12 protein-coding genes and 2 pseudogenes are annotated in these 16365 nt (G+C 48.1%); 5 read left to right on the top strand and 9 right to left on the bottom strand.

Annotated features, from left to right (window positions below; genetic code table 11):
* Positions 1-283: 283 nt before the first annotated feature.
* Positions 284-1106 (bottom strand): annotated as a pseudogene (locus tag HYQ67_RS18650) (IS5 family transposase).
* A gap of 160 nt (positions 1107-1266) precedes the next feature.
* Positions 1267-2324, bottom strand: a pseudogene (locus HYQ67_RS18645) (IS3 family transposase).
* 516 nt (positions 2325-2840) lie between these two features.
* Between HYQ67_RS18645 and HYQ67_RS18640 the strand changes: the two are divergent.
* The 5 genes from HYQ67_RS18640 to HYQ67_RS18620 all read left to right on the top strand — a co-directional run bounded on the left by HYQ67_RS18640 (position 2841) and on the right by HYQ67_RS18620 (position 9338).
* Entirely contained in the window at positions 2841-3536 is a 696-nt protein-coding gene (locus HYQ67_RS18640) for an oligogalacturonate-specific porin KdgM family protein (protein ID WP_202306046.1), read from the top strand.
* Between the two features lie 144 nt (positions 3537-3680).
* On the top strand, positions 3681-5453 hold the full coding sequence (locus HYQ67_RS18635; protein ID WP_202306045.1) for a sodium:solute symporter family transporter: 1773 nt from the start codon (positions 3681-3683) through the stop codon (positions 5451-5453).
* A gap of 50 nt (positions 5454-5503) precedes the next feature.
* On the top strand, positions 5504-6739 hold the full coding sequence (locus HYQ67_RS18630) for an alginate lyase family protein (protein ID WP_237391322.1): 1236 nt from the start codon (positions 5504-5506) through the stop codon (positions 6737-6739).
* Positions 6740-7071: 332 nt separating this feature from the next.
* The gene (locus HYQ67_RS18625) at positions 7072-9039 is read left to right on the top strand and encodes a heparinase II/III domain-containing protein (protein ID WP_202306043.1); all 1968 of its coding nucleotides are present in this window, start codon (positions 7072-7074) and stop codon (positions 9037-9039) included.
* Positions 9040-9092: 53 nt separating this feature from the next.
* Positions 9093-9338, top strand: a complete 246-nt coding sequence (locus HYQ67_RS18620; protein ID WP_202306035.1) for a hypothetical protein — start codon at positions 9093-9095, stop codon at positions 9336-9338.
* A 363-nt stretch (positions 9339-9701) separates the two neighbouring features.
* On the opposite strand, the gene lptG is transcribed toward HYQ67_RS18620, so the two are convergent.
* From lptG to HYQ67_RS18585, 7 genes are all read right to left on the bottom strand, one after another.
* On the bottom strand, positions 9702-10769 hold the full coding sequence (gene lptG / locus HYQ67_RS18615) for an LPS export ABC transporter permease LptG (protein WP_202306034.1): 1068 nt from the start codon (positions 10767-10769) through the stop codon (positions 9702-9704).
* On the bottom strand, positions 10766-11836 hold the full coding sequence (gene lptF, locus HYQ67_RS18610) for an LPS export ABC transporter permease LptF (protein ID WP_202306033.1): 1071 nt from the start codon (positions 11834-11836) through the stop codon (positions 10766-10768). Before lptF ends, lptG begins: the two co-directional genes overlap by 4 nt.
* 42 nt (positions 11837-11878) lie before the next feature.
* The gene (locus HYQ67_RS18605) at positions 11879-12442 is read right to left on the bottom strand and encodes a YtfJ family protein (protein ID WP_202306031.1); all 564 of its coding nucleotides are present in this window, start codon (positions 12440-12442) and stop codon (positions 11879-11881) included.
* A 27-nt stretch (positions 12443-12469) separates the two neighbouring features.
* A complete protein-coding gene (locus HYQ67_RS18600; protein WP_202306029.1) occupies positions 12470-13318 on the bottom strand; it encodes a hypothetical protein in 849 nt (282 codons plus the stop codon).
* The gene (locus HYQ67_RS18595; RefSeq protein WP_202306027.1) at positions 13318-14652 is read right to left on the bottom strand and encodes a lipopolysaccharide biosynthesis protein; all 1335 of its coding nucleotides are present in this window, start codon (positions 14650-14652) and stop codon (positions 13318-13320) included. The genes HYQ67_RS18600 and HYQ67_RS18595 overlap by 1 nt, the downstream gene beginning before the upstream one ends.
* Before the next feature lie 117 nt (positions 14653-14769).
* Positions 14770-15525, bottom strand: coding sequence for a nucleoside/nucleotide kinase family protein (locus HYQ67_RS18590; protein ID WP_202306066.1), 756 nt, complete (start codon positions 15523-15525; stop codon positions 14770-14772).
* Between the two features lie 30 nt (positions 15526-15555).
* Positions 15556-16281, bottom strand: coding sequence for a nucleoside/nucleotide kinase family protein (locus HYQ67_RS18585; protein WP_431355453.1), 726 nt, complete (start codon positions 16279-16281; stop codon positions 15556-15558).
* Positions 16282-16365: the final 84 nt, after the last annotated feature.

Below are 16365 nucleotides of genomic sequence, written 5' to 3'. Positions count from 1 at the left end.
CATCAGCTCAGCCCCCTGAATAAGGGGGCTTTATGAGTGCCTTATCCATAAGTAATAAACCGGCAATGTCTAAATTATCCGTGGTGAATAACCCGGCATCACACGCCTGAGAGAATCACCATAACCCGACGATAAACATACCCGCCACCGCTCAGTGTATATGACTCGCGAATAGCCACGCTGAAGTGAGTGGGCTGTTATAACAATCATCGGTTAATAGACCGTATGGCTTTGTTGAATAAATCAGTTTTGGGGCAAGCATCTTCGTAGCCGGTTACAGTTGTCAGATAATACGCACGCTTTCTGGCATGCCTGCCTTCGTCATTATGTTCAGCGCACGCACCATGGCCAAAGCCTCTGCAACCTGACCATCGTAGTCACGCAACGTCAGCGAACCACCGAACAACTGCTTTACCCTGTACATTGCCGTTTCCGCTATCGACCGACGGTTGTAATCTGTTCTCCATTTCCACCGTGCATTGCTCCCGCTCAGCCGTTGATTCGCAACAGCACGATTGCGGTCTGCATACTCACCTGGCCAGTAGCCCGAGCGCGCTGATTTTCTTGCGACGCAGTTCGTCATGACATCGCCGTGTATGTCTGCCGCCGCTGAACTGATTTTTCGGTGGGTCTGCCGGTAAGCCCCGGGAAAGCTTCAGCGTCCGTGACATTGTTCAGCGACAGGTCCGCGCAGATGACTTCATGCGTACTCGGATCAACAGCCAGATGCAGTTTTCGCCAGATACGGCGCTCTTTGCCGTGCTTTTTGACTTTTCACTCACCTTCACCGAAGACTTTTAGCCCTGTGGAATCAATCACCAGATGTGCAATTTCGCCCCGGGTGGGTGTTTTAAAACTGACATTAACCGACTTTGCCCGCTTGCTGACACTGGTGTAATCCGGACAACGAAGAGGAACCCCCATCATGAATAAATAAAGCCCTTTGCGGCTCGCAGGATCAGGCGGAATACACGTTTAACGACAAGGACGGTGGTGATGGCGAGGTCAGAACAGTGCTAGGCCGCCCCCTCGATGTGTGTGGCGGGCCCATACCAGGCCTGAATATCCTCGTCATCAAGCCAGAAAGTGACGGAGCCGCAGTTGATGAGGGCTTTGTTGTAGTTGCGCCAGTTGGTGACTTAAAAATTCTGCTTTGCCATGGGTCGGCCAATGCTGCAGTATTGACCTTGACCTCGAATATGATCCAGTCATAATCAGGAATAACCAGCTTAATTCTGGCTGCATATCCAGGCAACCGGCAGATTTTTAGGCAAATTTGGAGGGCGTCATCCAGCCGAGTGCAGAATGGGGACGACTCTGGTTATAGTGTATGCGCCAGGCCTCGATTTTGCACCATGCATCCTCCAGAGACATGAACCAGTTCACGTTCAGGCATTCCTGCCGCAACCTGCCGTTGAAGGACTCGACCGTAGCGTTGTCCGTCGGTGTTCCCGGGGGTGAGAAGTCGATCCTTAACCCTCTTTCATACACCCACCTGTCCAGCATTTTCCCTGCAAATTCAGAACCATTATCGGTTTTCAGCCACTGCGGTAAAGGACGCCTGAGCGCTATGTTGTTCATCATTTCTGCCACTTCTGCTGAACGCAGATCTCCAGGCATTCGCGGGTGTAAAGGTCGATAACCGTCAGCAGGCGCAGTCGTCGCCCGTTAAACAGCGCGTCCGAGACAAAATCCATGTCCGAGACGTGATTCGGATACAGCCCCTGAGGTTGCGGCTGCCGGCGCTGGGCGGATTTATTGCGACGTGGACGTTTGAGACGCAGTGACAGCCCCTGTTCACTGTAAAGCCGGTAGATCCGTTTGTGGTTATCGCGCCAGCCTTCCCACCTGAGCATCACGTGTACTCGGCGGTAACCATAATGAACCCGGGTTTCGGTGATCTCACGGATGCGCAGCCGCAGTGTGCTGTCGTCGGCGGCTACAGAACGATAGCGAAACGAGCTGCGACTGAGCCGCAGCGCAAAACAGACCTGTCTCTCACTGACACCGTAGCGGGCCTGCAAATCCCTGACCAATTCGCGCAGGCGCGCCAGCGTTAGTTCTTTTTTGCCAGCACATTCTGCAGCATCGCCTTGTCGAGACTCAGATCGGCAACCAGCCTCTTCAGCCGCAGATTTTCTTCTTCCAGTTGCCGCATATGCTTGAGTTCAGAAGGGGAAATCCCGCCGTATTCCTTACGCCAGGTTTAAAACGTGGCATCGGAGATACCCTGCTTGCGGCAGACATCCTGCACGGACGTACCCAGCTCAGCCTGCTTTAGGGCAAAGACAATCTGTCTCTTCAGTGAATCGTGCCTTTTTCATCGGCACCACCTCCGTTCAGGGGAGTGTTTATCATGCCGTAATTCTGTTTCTGAATGGAACAGGATTTTGGGTCAGGGTCATTCGGTGAGGGATACGTGTTCCGTACTATAAAATGATTCGCACGAAGCTATTTGCAAATAAAACTGACGTACGAGCGCATGTACAACATGTTATTTTTCAATGAGTAATAACATTATCCAGTCATAGTCGGAGTCAGAAGAAATAGAGGGTCGTACTTATTCTGAAATAATTAATTAACCGTTTTAATTCCAATTGGAATATTTATAAGTTGCTGCTGTGTATGTTCTTTTGCGATCGCAAGTTTAACGATTTAGTTAAATTTAAACTCTATTTAATTTTGTTAAAAGATATGTAAAAAAAAGTAATTTACCAGATCTATTTAATGCCGATTGAGGATTTATATTATGTGTGTTTTTTAGACATTGATCACTGAAACGCTGTTTCAATAAATGTAATGTCTCAATCCCATTCATATTGATAATGGTTTGGTGACTAATGAAAATGAAATCAATAGCTCTGGTTGCTTTAGTCTTTGCACCATCCTTTGCAACTGCGATTTCCGTAGATTTGCGTCATGAATATATAGATGGAGGGAGGGTTGATAAAGTAAATGCGAACAGAATGCTGGTATCGCATCGTTTTAAAAATGGCATTGGTTTTTCTATCGAAGCCAAGTGGCGTTCTGGCGGGGATAATTCCGACCAGCCTTTTGCTGATTTTCTTGGTAATGGTCATGAGGAATCGATAAGCTGGCGCTGGAAAGCAAATAAACAGTTGTCTGTGACACCCGCGATGCATATTGAAAGCAATGATAGCCGCACAACATATAAACCTAATCTTCGGATTCAGTACAATTTCGAGAACGGATTTTATGTTGCAGCCCGGTACCGATATGACTACACGCACTATCCTTCCAACGTGAAGAGAGATGATAACAAAGTAAACCGCGGTGATGCATGGACCGGATTTAGCTGGAAAAAATGGCGTGCAGAGCTGAATTACGTTTACGCCAGAAGTTCCGAGGGGGTTAATCGCAATAATAATAAACCTTACTCTCAAGAATATAACTCAAAAGTGGCGTACAAGTTTGACCGCAACTGGGCGGGATATAGCGAAGTTGGCAACATCGGGGTGAGCGACCGAAATGATCGACAAACCCGTGTTCGCGTCGGTGTTGTGTATTCATTCTGAAAATATCCGCTATTCAATAAACCAGAAACACCTGGCACTATAATAAATATCAGGTGGTCATACCATGCTTTCAATCTGATGGAATTAGTTTCATCAATCAAAAGATGGTTGATGTATACATTTAACTAATACGGAGAAACCAGAATGAATGTAAATACGCTGGTTATCATCGGGTATTTTATTCTGATGCTAATAATAAGCTTGTCATTCAAAAAAATGGCAAGTAAATCCTCCAGTGATTATTTCCGCGGTGGTGGACGAATGCTTTGGTGGATGGTGGGAGCCACGGCGTTTATGACGCAATTTTCTGCATGGACTTTTACCGGTGCTGCAGGTAAGGCATTTAGCGATGGTTTTGCTGTGACGTTTGTATTTTTCGGCAATGCGCTAGGTTATTTAGTCTCCTGGTGGTGGTTCAGTCACCGCTTTCGTCAAATGCGGGTAGATACTCCCACGGAAGGCGTTCGAGCCCGCTTTGGTAAAACAAATGAACAATTCTTCACGTGGGCAATTATTCCGTTAAGTATTCTTACCGGGGGGGTATGGCTCAATGGTCTGGCAATTTTCGTCAGTGCGGTATTTGGCTTTGAGTTACCCTTAACGATCTGGATCACCGGGATATCAGTATTGCTTATTTCAATGCTCAGCGGCGCATGGGGAGTTGTGGCCAGCGACTTCGTGCAAACCCTGATCATCGCCGTTGTCTCCGTTGCCTGTGCCATTGTTGCCCTGGTGGTTGTCGGTGGGCCTGGCGAAATCGTGGAAAATTTCCCGGGTGGTTTCATCATGGGGCCTGACATGAACTATGGTGTGCTGCTTGTCGGCTCCTTCCTCTTTTTCCTGGTGAAGCAATTGCAGAGTATCAATAACATGCAGGACTCCTATCGTTTCCTGAATGCTAAAGATTCCCGCAATGCCAGAAATGCAGCCTTATTTGCCATGGCTTTGATGTCCGTGGGGTCACTTATCTGGTTCATTCCTGCCTGGTCAAGCGCAATTCTGATACCCGATGCTGCCGTTGAGTACAGCGGGCTGGGTAAAAAGGCGAGGGATGCGGTATATCTGGTATTTGCCGAGAAAATCATGCCGGTGGGGACCGTCGGGTTACTGGTCGGTGGACTTTTTGCTGCAACGATGTCCTCTATGGATTCTGCTTTATGTCGCAACGCCGGGATCTTCGTGCGTAGCTTCTGGTCGCCGATTATCCGTCGCAACCAGCCGCAAAGCGAAAAAGGGCTGTTAATCACCAGTCAGGTTGTCACAGTCATCAACGGTATTCTGGTCATTATCATCGCTCAGCTGTTTGCTCAGTTAAAGGAACTGAGCCTGTTTGAACTGATGATGCGCGTCGCGACGCTGTTGCAGTCGCCGATCCTGGTTCCTCTGTTCTTCGGTATGTTTATCCGCAAAACCCCCCGCTGGGCTGCATGGGGAACGGTATGCTTCGGCATGCTTGTTTCATGGCTGGTGATTAACGTATTTACTGCACAATGGGCTGCAAGCCTGTTTGATATCACCTTAACCGCCAGAGAAAGATCCGAGTTAACGACCACCATGACAGTTGCTGCACATTTACTGTTTACCGGTGGGTTCTTCTGCCTGACGACGTTGTTTTATCGTCCATCCGCTTTTTCACCAGTAGAAAGAGAGAATGCCGAGCAGTTCTTTGAGAATATTGAAAGCCCGGTAATTGCAGACGATCAGCAAGGGGAGTTTGACCGCATTCAGCAATATAAACTGGGAAGCATTACCCAACTAATGGGGTATGGAATATTACTGATGGTGCTTATACCGAATCCTCTATGGGGAAGAATTGTCTTCCTTGGGTGTGCGGCATCCATTTTACTTATCGGCTATTTTCTCAAACGTAGTGGGACGCTGAAGCACAGTAAAACACCCCCTGTGACGGCTAAGTAAATTTACCTGACAATCCACATTCTGGAATTATCAATAACACTGGAGAGAATATGAAATATAAAATTATATCGATGACTGTTTTCAGCATGTTATGTTCACATTCATTTGCCGCATCCAATGCTCCACGAGCAGTCGAAAAGTCTGATGCTTGCTTGACCTACGATTGTGCAATGATGGAGAACATCAAATATAAACTTAAGCAAAGTGGTAGCGAATATGCTGCTTCCTATACTGAGTTATTGAAGAAAGCTAATGCTGCACTGGGGCATAAAGTCTATTCCGTTACAGACAAAACGTTAGTTCCGGCGTCCGGTGATAAACATGATTATTATAGTTTCGGCCCTTACTGGTGGCCAAACCCTGCTACGGTGAGCAAACTTCCCTATATCCGCAAGGATGGGGAAATAAATCCTGAGGCCAAAACAGAAGCGACCGACAGTAAACGACTGGTGAAATTTACTGATGATGTCCGGGCTTTGTCGCTGGCATGGTTTTACAGCGGTGAAGTAAAATATGCAAATAAAGCACAACAAATGCTGCATACCTGGTTTTTGAATAAATCAACACGGATGAATCCAAACCTGAACTATGCTCAGGCGATACCCGGTGTGGTTAATGGACGGGGAATTGGCATCATTGATACTCGCGCTCTGATAGATGTTGCTGACAGTATCGTGCTATTGAAAGCATCCGGCAGCATTCCAGTGGCTGATTATAAGGCTTATCAACAATGGTATTCAGAATATCTGAAATGGCTTCTGACCAGTAAAAATGGGATCGAAGAATCTAACTGGCACAATAACCATGGGGCATGGTTCGATGCTCAGGTCACGGCCTTTTCACTTTTCACCGGCGATCTCGCGCAGGCTGAAGAGCAGGTAAAAATATTTACCCTTCGTCGGGTTGCCGGGCAGGTGAATAACAAAGGGGAGCTTTCCGCAGAACTTGAAAGAAGCCGTTCTTTCCACTACACCAACTTTACGCTTGCCGCTTACGCGAAAATGGGGCGTTATGGTGAAAGAATAGGGGAAGATGTCTGGGGGTTTAAACTGGATGGTCATAGCACCAAAAATGCCTTCCTCTTTCTGAATCAGCAGGCGGGAGAGTCAAAAGATAAGTGGGCTTACAAAGAGATAAGATATAAGCCCCAGGAGGCAGTCGGTCCGGTACTTAGTGCCGCTAGAGCTTACGGCGATAGCATTTTTACTGAAAAGGCCCAAAAACTAACTAAGGAATATAAGACAGATATCAATATATTGATCCCAGGGTCTATTTTAGTTCGCTAGAGAGATGGAACCGAGTATTACAGACATTGAGTCTTTGAAAAAATAGGGGATCACTATGAATATCGAGACACTTTTACCTTGCCTGTTATGGTATTGCTTTGTCGGGTACTTTGTTGCGCAGGTGCATAAGTATCAGGGAATATATTCCCGCTACAATGGTCTGAAAAGTTGGTTTGTCTGGTGGGTATTTTTTATTGGCTGGCCTGCGATGATACCCCCGTATCTCGTTGCCTTGCGGCAGCAAAAAAGCAGAAGTTAATGACAATTCCATAACAATGAACGCCATTTATCAGGCCATCTATAGCATTAGAGCTAATAACCACAGGGGCATTATGAAATTATTTACTCAGGCTCAGATAACAAGAGCGCGTGCGCGGGTAACACCGAAAATTATTAATGCGCTCATCGAGCGCAATAGTGATGTGCTTAATCATGATATTTTAGTTCCGTCCACGGGTTGTGCTACATGGAATCACTATTTTTTCTGTCCTGAACATAGCGTTCGCCTGCAGTGGGAGCGACGCTCTCCGAATAAGCATCGCTGTCCGATAGATGGCGCTGTCTTTACCGGGGAACCCTACTATGGTGCGTGGTGGCGCTGGTTAAACGGATTAAATGCCAGGGCTTGCTACGAGGTGGCTGTACTCTGGCTGTTGACTGATGACAGCGGTTATCTGAATAAGGTCATTGCACTCTTGATGCAATATGCAAAATACTATCCAGACTATCAGGTGCACGGTGATATTCCCTATAACGGACCCGGTAAGGCGAACGCGCAAACGCTTTGTGAGGCAAACTGCCATGCCGATTTTGCCAGAGGTTTTGATATTATCTGCTCAGTGCTTAATGATGAACAATATAATTATATCGCCGATCGGTTGCTGCGTTGCGGCGCAGAATTTATGATGCAGCATCGCTGTCGTCAAATTCACAATCATGAAGTGATCATTAATGCCACTATCGGCATGATTGGCACAATTCTGGACGACGAAAAATATCTCGATTTTGCGGTCAGAGGTGAATACGGTCTTTTATATCAACTTGAGCATGCTTTGTTGCCGGGAGGCATGTGGTTTGAGGGGTCTCTGCACTACCATCTGTATGCATTACAGGGATTTATAGCCTTTGAAAAGCTGGCACAGAAGGGGGCGTATAGCTTAATGGGGCATAAATATTACCGTCAAATGCTGGCGTTGCCGTTAAAGCTGCTGATGCCCGATATGACAATGCCTAAAGTTAATGACTGTGTTAATGGCCAGGAAACAATTGTCCACACTGATATTTACGAATTTGCTTATGGTTACTACCAGGATCCGCAGTACGCGCAGGTGCTGAATCATATCTATATGTCGATGCCACGAACAAGTATTGATGCGCTCTTCTATGGCGAAGATCTACCTGAGGGAACGTTACCTCCTCCGGCCAAGACGCTACATGATCCTGGCTCAGGATTTACCCTCATCAGGAACCATCCTGGGCGTGCTGTTTGCATCAAACATGGCCCCTATGGTGGGGAGCACGACCACTACGATCGATTAAACCTTATTGTATTTAATAATTACAGGGCCGTTATTCCTGACCTGGGTACTACCGGGTACGGCGCGCCGCTGCATTATGGCTATTATAAAAATACCTTTGCGCATAATACGTTGTGTGTAAATGGGCTTAACCAACCGCCGGCAGCACCGCGGGTATTGTTCTGGGAAGATAAGGAGACTGTATGTACGCTGGTAACCGAAGTTGCCTGGGTCACGCCACCGGCACTGCCGAACAGTAAAGTCCGGGTAGAGTGGGATAAAAATTCATATGATGGCATTATTTTCCGGCGTTACATTAAGGTGACTGAAAATTTGCTGATAGATATTCTTGAAACACATAATCCGCACTATCAATGTGTTGATGGGGTATATCATATCGCCAGTGAAAATAAGTCGGTTGTGCAAAATTCGCATGATTTCAAAATTTGCTATCCTTATGTCACACAGGCCAAAGAACAGCCACTGATGGGAAAAAAACGGCTGGTTTACCATATTGATGAGCCGCTTTCTATCACCTGTTTCTCCACTAATACCTGTACGTTGATTCAGGCAAAAGGACCGAATAACCCTTCGACGTCGTTAATTGATTACCTGGTGCTTCGTTCCAGAGAACGACATGTGCTTCAGGTCTTTGTAACTGATTTTACAGGACAGGGGAATATCGACATTGTCAGGGAAGGGCACAATGTCATTGTCACCGATATGACATCCGGCAAAGTACATACTCTAGGTTTGTATCTGCTTACAGATAGAATACAATAATCTACATAAGCATTAAGGTATTGGCGAAATACTGTTTTTTCGGAATTGATTTTATGATGTCAGAGAAGCTTTTTGTTGACCACTACAGTCAAAGAGGTGAAATGATTATGGCCAGCAGGTACTACTGGGTTGATTATAAAGGTAGTAAGGAGATCGCACTATTTTTGCCCGAGGTTGTTGAAGATTTAACAACTGGTGAAGAGGTTTTTGGTATGTGGAGGATGACATCTAATCCTGAGGAGGTCCTGTTTATCAATGAAGTTCAGATATTATCTGGTCCTCTGTTACCGCCTCAATGAACTCATCATGCGGTCAGGGCCTATTAAGGGCCTGCTTATCTATTGAAGTGGCCAACACAAACTGGCCACCATTTTAGAGTTTTTCCAGTATCGATTTTCTGATAACCCGCAGTTATATTCGTGCGGCCTGTGCGCGCTGTAATATCCAACGATATAATCTGTTATTTCGCAAACAGCAGGTGCATTAGGCGTTTACAGACACAAATGCGTCAATCTATATCAGGATTAATTATGCATCTGATGGTTTCCTTGCCAAAGACCAGACCGCAAATTTCCTCGTTCTTTTCCCATGTTAACGTCGGTCCGAATTGGTGTTGCAAAAACGGGAGTGACCATAGATTCCGTTTTCCAAGCTGACTCCTATTAATACTGTCTATCAAAACGATAAACCTGCCACAAGGCGATTATCAGGAGAACAGTCGGTGGGGCAAGGGTAGTTAAGGGCACGTTGAGTGAAAGCAGCAACCCCAGGTTAAGGATGATTTGATAACTTATGTAGGTGAACAACCCAACGATGGAACCAATGGCCAGGCGGTTGCCCAATTCGGGCGTTCGTGGGTTGCTGAAAGTAAATGGGATGGCCAGTAAAATCATGGCTAAAACCAGGATGGGCTGTCCCAGTTTTTTCCATAACACTATGCGGTATTCGGCGCTGGGTTGCCCGGTGCGCTGCAGATAACCGATATATCTGTTCAGCTGCCTGACTGAGAAGCTGCCTGCAGGCAGGGTTAACTCTTTCAGGTTCGGTACAAAGAAGAGCGATTGCCAGTGCATGGTGGCGCTTTTGCGCAGGGTTTCACTGTTATTTTTCCAGCTTTTTTGCATCACATTATGCAGTAGCCACGAGCCATCTGCTGCTGTGCTGGCTCTTTGCGCGTAGATATAAGATGTCAGTGAGCGATCGGCCCGGTAACGAAATATCTCAATGCCGACCGGCTGACTATTTTTATCGACGGACTTAACCGTCACAAACTCGTTGCCGTGTCTGGCCCATAGTGAGATACCGGAAGTATTTTGTTTGTTCGCGATATTCTTTATTTGCAGCGCGCGCTGCTGCATCGGCGAGGCGACCCATTCATCTATGACACTCAACGCCCCGTTAATCATCAAGCCAGCTGTAAGCATCACCAGAGCAATGCTGAAAATCGACATACCAGTAGAGCGGATTGCCGTCAACTCACTATTTTTGGATAACAGCCCAAGCCCGACGATCCCGCCAAGGAGGGCAACAAAAGGTCCCAAATCGACAAGGGTGCGTGGTAGCGTCATGATGGTAACCAGCAACGCCTGTGTCCAGCTGTAACCATGAGGAGTGACGTCTTCAAGTTCGTTGATCAGATTAAAGGTTGTAAACAGAGGGATAAGCAATCCGGCCGCCGCGAAAAAGCCGATGAACACATTGCGTATCAGATAGCGACTAAAGATAGTCATCGGGTTTTCTTCGGTAGCAGCGACAAATCGTGAGCGAGCAGAAAAAGTATCCAGATAGACATGACTATCGGAACCAGCCAGATACCAGGTGTCACCGGCAACGCGCCATTAGCCACCAGTGTACGGCAAATATTCCCACCATAAAAAATAGCGACAAACAACACAGTGAGGGGAAGCAGCGTGGCGTAGCGCCCTTGCCGAGGCTCGGTACGGCTCAATGGAATAGCTAGCAGTACCATCAGCACGGTAATCAGCCCGCGACTGTACCGCCACTGTAATTCAGCCCTGTCACCAGGATCCCCTGAGTTGGCTAACACCGCCAGCGGGGAAGACTTGTGCTTTGATTCGACGCTTTGCACGATCGGTTTTAGCGAAACATCAAAGTTGTCGTAATCTTGCCAGCTGTCGTCTGAGCCCTGGCGATCCAGTACATAAGATGTGCCTTTTTTTAGCCTGACAGTAGGGCTTGAGGGGGAAGTGCTGATAACCTTAACGGAAGCAGCACTATACAGATTGGTATGTTTTTCGGAGCGAAGGTAAATCAAGACGTCCGAAAGATGGTTTGCCGCTTTGTCGATTTTACTCGCGAGAACCATTCGGCCGTTGTCGCCGACGTTAAATTTGCCGGCCTGTAAATGGCTGATGTCCACAAGAGATTGCGACTGCTGCCTTAGCTGATAAATATTGGCATAGGCCCAGGGCCTGCCGTACATCGAAAGCAGTGTGACTCCTATCGCCAGCGGAATTGCGAGTACCAACACCGCCTTATAGAGTAGCAGCGGGCTGGCGCCTGATGCTTGCATAGCGGTGATTTCTGTATCGCTGTAGAGCTGACCGAGTGCGACCGCAACGGATACGTACAGTGCGACGGGTAATATCATCTCTAATGCAATTAAAGACTTATAAAAAACAACGTCAGCAACGATGCCCAACGCCAGCGTGCCGTTAGCGGCATCGGTAAGGTAGCGCTGGGCGGAGTAGCTGGCGAAAATAAAGATCAGAAAGCTCGCGATTATCATAACCAGACGGCGGATTTCAACCATGATGTAGCGTTCAATCAAATACATAAGTAGTCGCTCCAGGGGTCCCTACGGAAAGTTACTGTAAATTCATGGTTTTTGTCGGTATATCAACGAGCGCAGCAGGGCTATCACCAGGTCAACTTCCTGGGGAGTCAGCGAACCATCTTTTGCCCATTGTACACGCCCGGCCTTATCCAGCACTACGATGGTGGAGTTCTCCTCAGGCAACTGCCATGCTAAACGCCCTAACCCATCGCTATCGACGATGAACTGTGCCCAGGGATAATTTCTTTTATTTTTCTCGATTTTTCCGCGAACAAAAAAGCCGGAGCCGGGGATCGCATCGTCGGTATTGATGATGGTGGTAGGCTGAAAGCGATCGTTGGGAAAGTTCGCCTCTTTAACTGCGGTAATTAATAGTGAGTTTTTCTTTTTGGCTGACTTACGACCGGCGATGTACTGGATAATGCGCACCTTGCCCGCAAGCTCCGCGCTCCGCCACGGTCGGTAGCTGAAATCGTCATTGTTCAGCAGCAGCTCGCCGCGCTCGGCAATGGCGACCTGCGGGAGCAATTTTCCCGGCTTAAAATTATGCGCTGATGCCATCAGAGAGGAGAGCAGCAGTGCGAAGATCGGCAATTTACTAAGCATCGAATTGACTCTGGGGTGAAAACACATTTATCTGTCTGCAGTTATCCCGGAACGAGAAAGAAGCAGCTCAAGGCGCTGGCGAATATCGCTATCCAGCAGTGAGGGCTGATCATAGCTAGTACCTCCCGCCAGTTTATCCGCCACCATCACATCATGCCGATCGCCCATTAATCCGTTGATCGCTGCCAAAAATTGAGAGATCTGCCTAGCTTGAATATTGCCAGGCTCAATAGACCTCAGGGTGTCGTAAAAAGAGACCTGCCTGCTGATAATTTTTCGCACGTTGTGAAACTGCAGTCCGGTAAGCTCAGGGCTGGAGACTAGCTGCTGGAGCCGACGCATTTGCTCCAGATGGTAGGCGTTAAAACCTTGTTCGTTTGCCATTCGGGTATGGCGCAGCGCAAAACGTACCCATGACCAGACCGGTTTGCTGAGCAGCAGCTTCAGCCAGTTGCCATATTGCTCAAGCTGCCGCTGGTTACCGTTACGATAGGCATCCTGAAAATGGCCGAGTGCGACGGTTGTGGTGTGAAACAAACGGTTGGACTGGTGTTTTTCGCCGTAAAGATGTTGAGCAAACCGCAGGTGTTTATAACGCGCACGGATGTATTTGTAGCGCATACGGGTTGTGGCAGCTATTTGCGGGTCTTGCTGGAAACTTTTCACCAGCTGCAGTAGTTCCTGGCGGGTAAACCCGTCCTCCCAGAACTGTAGGCACAGCGCATAATTGTCCCTAATACCCTCTACTGAACACTGCATATCAATGACAGGTGGCAGGCTGATATCGGCTTTAATCCGATCATCATCTTCCACCGCGACAAACAGCGCCTGCACTGTTTCAGCAGAGAATTTTTTCCAGTAACTTTTGCATGTCATTAATTATTCTCTCCATGGACATTTATCCTCAACAATGCACGATTGCGGTAAGCACCAATTGTCGGGAGCAGGGATAACAGGACGTCTAAACATTGCCCCAGTAAATAAGCTAAAGCTGCGCCCTGTACGCCGAAGGTGTACGACATGCTCACCAGCAGCACAATGTAGGAAACAGAGGCAATCGCCTGCGCGATGAGAAAATCACGCTGTTTTCCGGCCATAAATAGTAAGGATTCCTGTGGAAACCCCATCATGGACACGATAATCGCGCCCAGCATGATTTGGATAAGATCATAGGCTTCAAGATATTGATGCCCGAAGACCAGGCCAATGAGCGGCTTGCCGACAAACAGGATCAACAGTGCAACGGCGATGCCGACTCCCCCGGCAAGCAGCGACGAACGTAGGCCCAACAGCCACGGTTTGGTTGTTCGTGGATCCATGCGCATGATCTCTGGGTAGAAACTTTTCTCCAGCATTTTCGCCGGCGTCCCAGTCGCATCGAAAAAGGTCATTGCGATTTTGAACAGCCCGGCAGCGGCTGGCCCCAGAAACACACCAACTAACACCGTGGTACACGAGTTACGTGCAGCCCAAATGGTATGCGCAATGTTAGTCGTCCAGACAAAATTCCATGCGCCCTCCAGGCGTCGTTCGGCTTTGAACAGGTGCGGCTTAAGTGCATTATGTATATCCCGGCTGCGCAGTTCTCGTGCCGTAAACCACCAAAACAGCGTGCCGCCGGCAAGGTTAGATATATACCAGGTAACGATAAACCCCGGAAATCCCAGGTCGAAATAGTATGAAGCCAGGCTGCCTGCCGCCCGCAGGAAAGGCCTGATAGCCTGCTGAACGGCGATGAGATCGAAGCGGTTAAAGGCGCGCAGCACGCCGGTCGGCGTGGACGAGGTCATTGACGGGATGAGGGTGCAGTAGAGAATGGCGAGCCAGAAGATCTTCGTGTCCAGGCCCAAAGCATGGGATAAAAACGGCAGCAGTAACATACCACCCAGCACTGCGATACTGCCGCCCATAATATCCAGGCCAAACGAGAAGCCAACAACATCACTGAACCGCCGGGTATTGTTCTGCGCAAGTGCGGGGGTGCCGAACTGAACCACAAGTTGCCATGTCTGGAATTTAATAAAATCACTGACCGCTTTGGTATAGGCCTGAATAACCACAAGCACGCCAAACATTTCCGGCGACATGCCTTTGCCGGCGCAGGCTAGTGCCACCAGGCCGAGCAGGGCGCCAGCCGCGCTGCCGGAGCCTAAATAAGCTGCATTACGTAGAATGGAACGAAAAGCACCATCAGCAAACCAATGTTTCATGACCTGGTCCAGCTGTAATCGTTGTATTGCAATATCTTGTACTTCGCAGTCACCGGCCAGTCCTTTATCTGATTAATAAATCCATGTTTATTTCCCTGATACCAGCACGCGGCAGGGTTACCCGAAAGCTTCGTTCACTCGCTGAGTTGGGAGCGCAACGGCGAATATGGCTGCGAGTGCTTGACTCAGCACATCTTCGTAAGGCGCTCTGGCATCAATTTCGACAATGGTTGCACCGTTGTAACGCAGGCGAACCATGGTAGAAATCTTGTCTTTCAGTTCTTCATAGCTGTGATCGGGTTTACGTGCAAACGCAGTATCTACATCGATATCAAGGCGGATGATTAGCTGCGGGCGATAGCGGGCCATTTGTTGATATAAACGGCGTTCGCGTGCTGCCAGCCATATCTGCAGCCAACCCTTCGCGCGCTCAACGCCAATGCCGGGCCCGTCATAGTAAAAGCCTGAAATTTCCTCCTGCGGGTAACGATCGCTTATCACCAACACGCCACTGTGCGCCAGCCGCAGAACACGGCGTAAATTAAACGTCCGCCACAGTGAAAAACCATACATGATGAATGCCACCCACAGTGCTGGCGGCTTATTGTTCATGCGCTGGGACTTATCAGATTTAGCTGCTAACCGCCGCTCCAGCCATATTCCGATGAGAGGCAGTCGCTTTATTTTGTCGCCGTCTTCCCCCGAGATAAGTCCTAAATAACACCGTTCTGTTGCACGATACTGCCGCATTTTTTTGACCAGGTCGGTGGTCAGCGTAGATTTTCCTGTACCATCGCTACCCACCACGGCAATAAGCCCGTGAATACAGGCTGCAGGGGAGTTAACTTTGGATGAGTGTCTATTTATTTTCATCTGTTTTAGTAACAAAGTGTTAACTTCCGGCTACGTATTGGCTGCCGCAAGAGTATGTTTAACCGCCCGTAGTGATTCATCAAATATTTCACTTGCAGGTCGCCGCCCATCTAATTCAAGGATTCTGGCACCGTTAAAAGTCAGCTGCGGAATAACGGCAATCTTATCACGCAAAGCAGACCGCTGATGATCGGGCTTGCGTAACCAAGCCGTCTCTTCATCTATTGCCAACCGAATCAATAATAACGGTGGATAAGAGGCCATCCATTGATAAAAACCCTGCTCGCGTTTTCGCAACCAGCTAATCCAGCGGTTACCGCCTGTCGTTTTTGCCAGTTGCGGGCCGTCGAAACGAAACCCCGCAACCTCTGCCTGTGGATAACGATCGGTAACCAACAATGTACCCCGGCGGCTTTTCGCTAACATGCGGCGGAATTTGTAAACCCGCCAACACGAAAGCAGAAAAATAGCCAGCGCTGTTGTATTGTCTGGAGGTATGGAAGGACGTTCATGCACATGTTCAGATTTCGCCAGCAAATAACGCCCGAAAGGCACGCCAATTACTGGCAGCGCACTTACCCATGCACCAATACGCCCCGAAGACTGGCCAAGGTAGAGCAATTCTACGGGATGCTGCTCGGATAAATAGCTAACAAGGCTGGTTGCCAGAGTTGATTTGCCTGAGCCATCACAACCGGTTATCGCAATGACGCCTACGTGCGGAAAAATAGACTCAGGATTTATCTTCTTTCTCACAATAATTAATCCAATGCAAAAAAAGCATTGTATTACGATCTCCTATGGGTTCAAGATATTTATTATAGCCGCATGCAGCAGTAA

Origin of the sequence: Dryocola clanedunensis subsp. sulfonylureivorans (assembly GCF_016756775.1) — a bacterium.
Lineage (GTDB): Bacteria > Pseudomonadota > Gammaproteobacteria > Enterobacterales > Enterobacteriaceae > Dryocola > Dryocola clanedunensis.
Note: the sequence above shows the minus strand (reverse complement) of the source record. Positions and strands in the feature narration are given on the sequence as shown.

Bases quoted from the DNA above. Each gene is read 5' to 3' on its own strand.
- HYQ67_RS18640 (WP_202306046.1), top strand. From the start codon at position 2,841: ATGAAAATGAAATCAATAGCTCTGGTTGCTTTAGTCTTTGCACCATCC.
- HYQ67_RS18635 (WP_202306045.1), top strand. From the start codon at position 3,681: ATGAATGTAAATACGCTGGTTATCATCGGGTATTTTATTCTGATGCTA.
- HYQ67_RS18630 (WP_237391322.1), top strand. From the start codon at position 5,504: ATGAAATATAAAATTATATCGATGACTGTTTTCAGCATGTTATGTTCA.
- HYQ67_RS18625 (WP_202306043.1), top strand. From the start codon at position 7,072: ATGAAATTATTTACTCAGGCTCAGATAACAAGAGCGCGTGCGCGGGTA.
- HYQ67_RS18620 (WP_202306035.1), top strand. From the start codon at position 9,093: ATGATGTCAGAGAAGCTTTTTGTTGACCACTACAGTCAAAGAGGTGAA.
- lptG (WP_202306034.1), bottom strand. From the start codon at position 10,769: ATGACTATCTTTAGTCGCTATCTGATACGCAATGTGTTCATCGGCTTT.
- lptF (WP_202306033.1), bottom strand. From the start codon at position 11,836: ATGTATTTGATTGAACGCTACATCATGGTTGAAATCCGCCGTCTGGTT.
- HYQ67_RS18605 (WP_202306031.1), bottom strand. From the start codon at position 12,442: ATGCTTAGTAAATTGCCGATCTTCGCACTGCTGCTCTCCTCTCTGATG.
- HYQ67_RS18600 (WP_202306029.1), bottom strand. From the start codon at position 13,318: ATGACATGCAAAAGTTACTGGAAAAAATTCTCTGCTGAAACAGTGCAG.
- HYQ67_RS18595 (WP_202306027.1), bottom strand. From the start codon at position 14,652: ATGAAACATTGGTTTGCTGATGGTGCTTTTCGTTCCATTCTACGTAAT.
- HYQ67_RS18590 (WP_202306066.1), bottom strand. From the start codon at position 15,525: ATGAAAATAAATAGACACTCATCCAAAGTTAACTCCCCTGCAGCCTGT.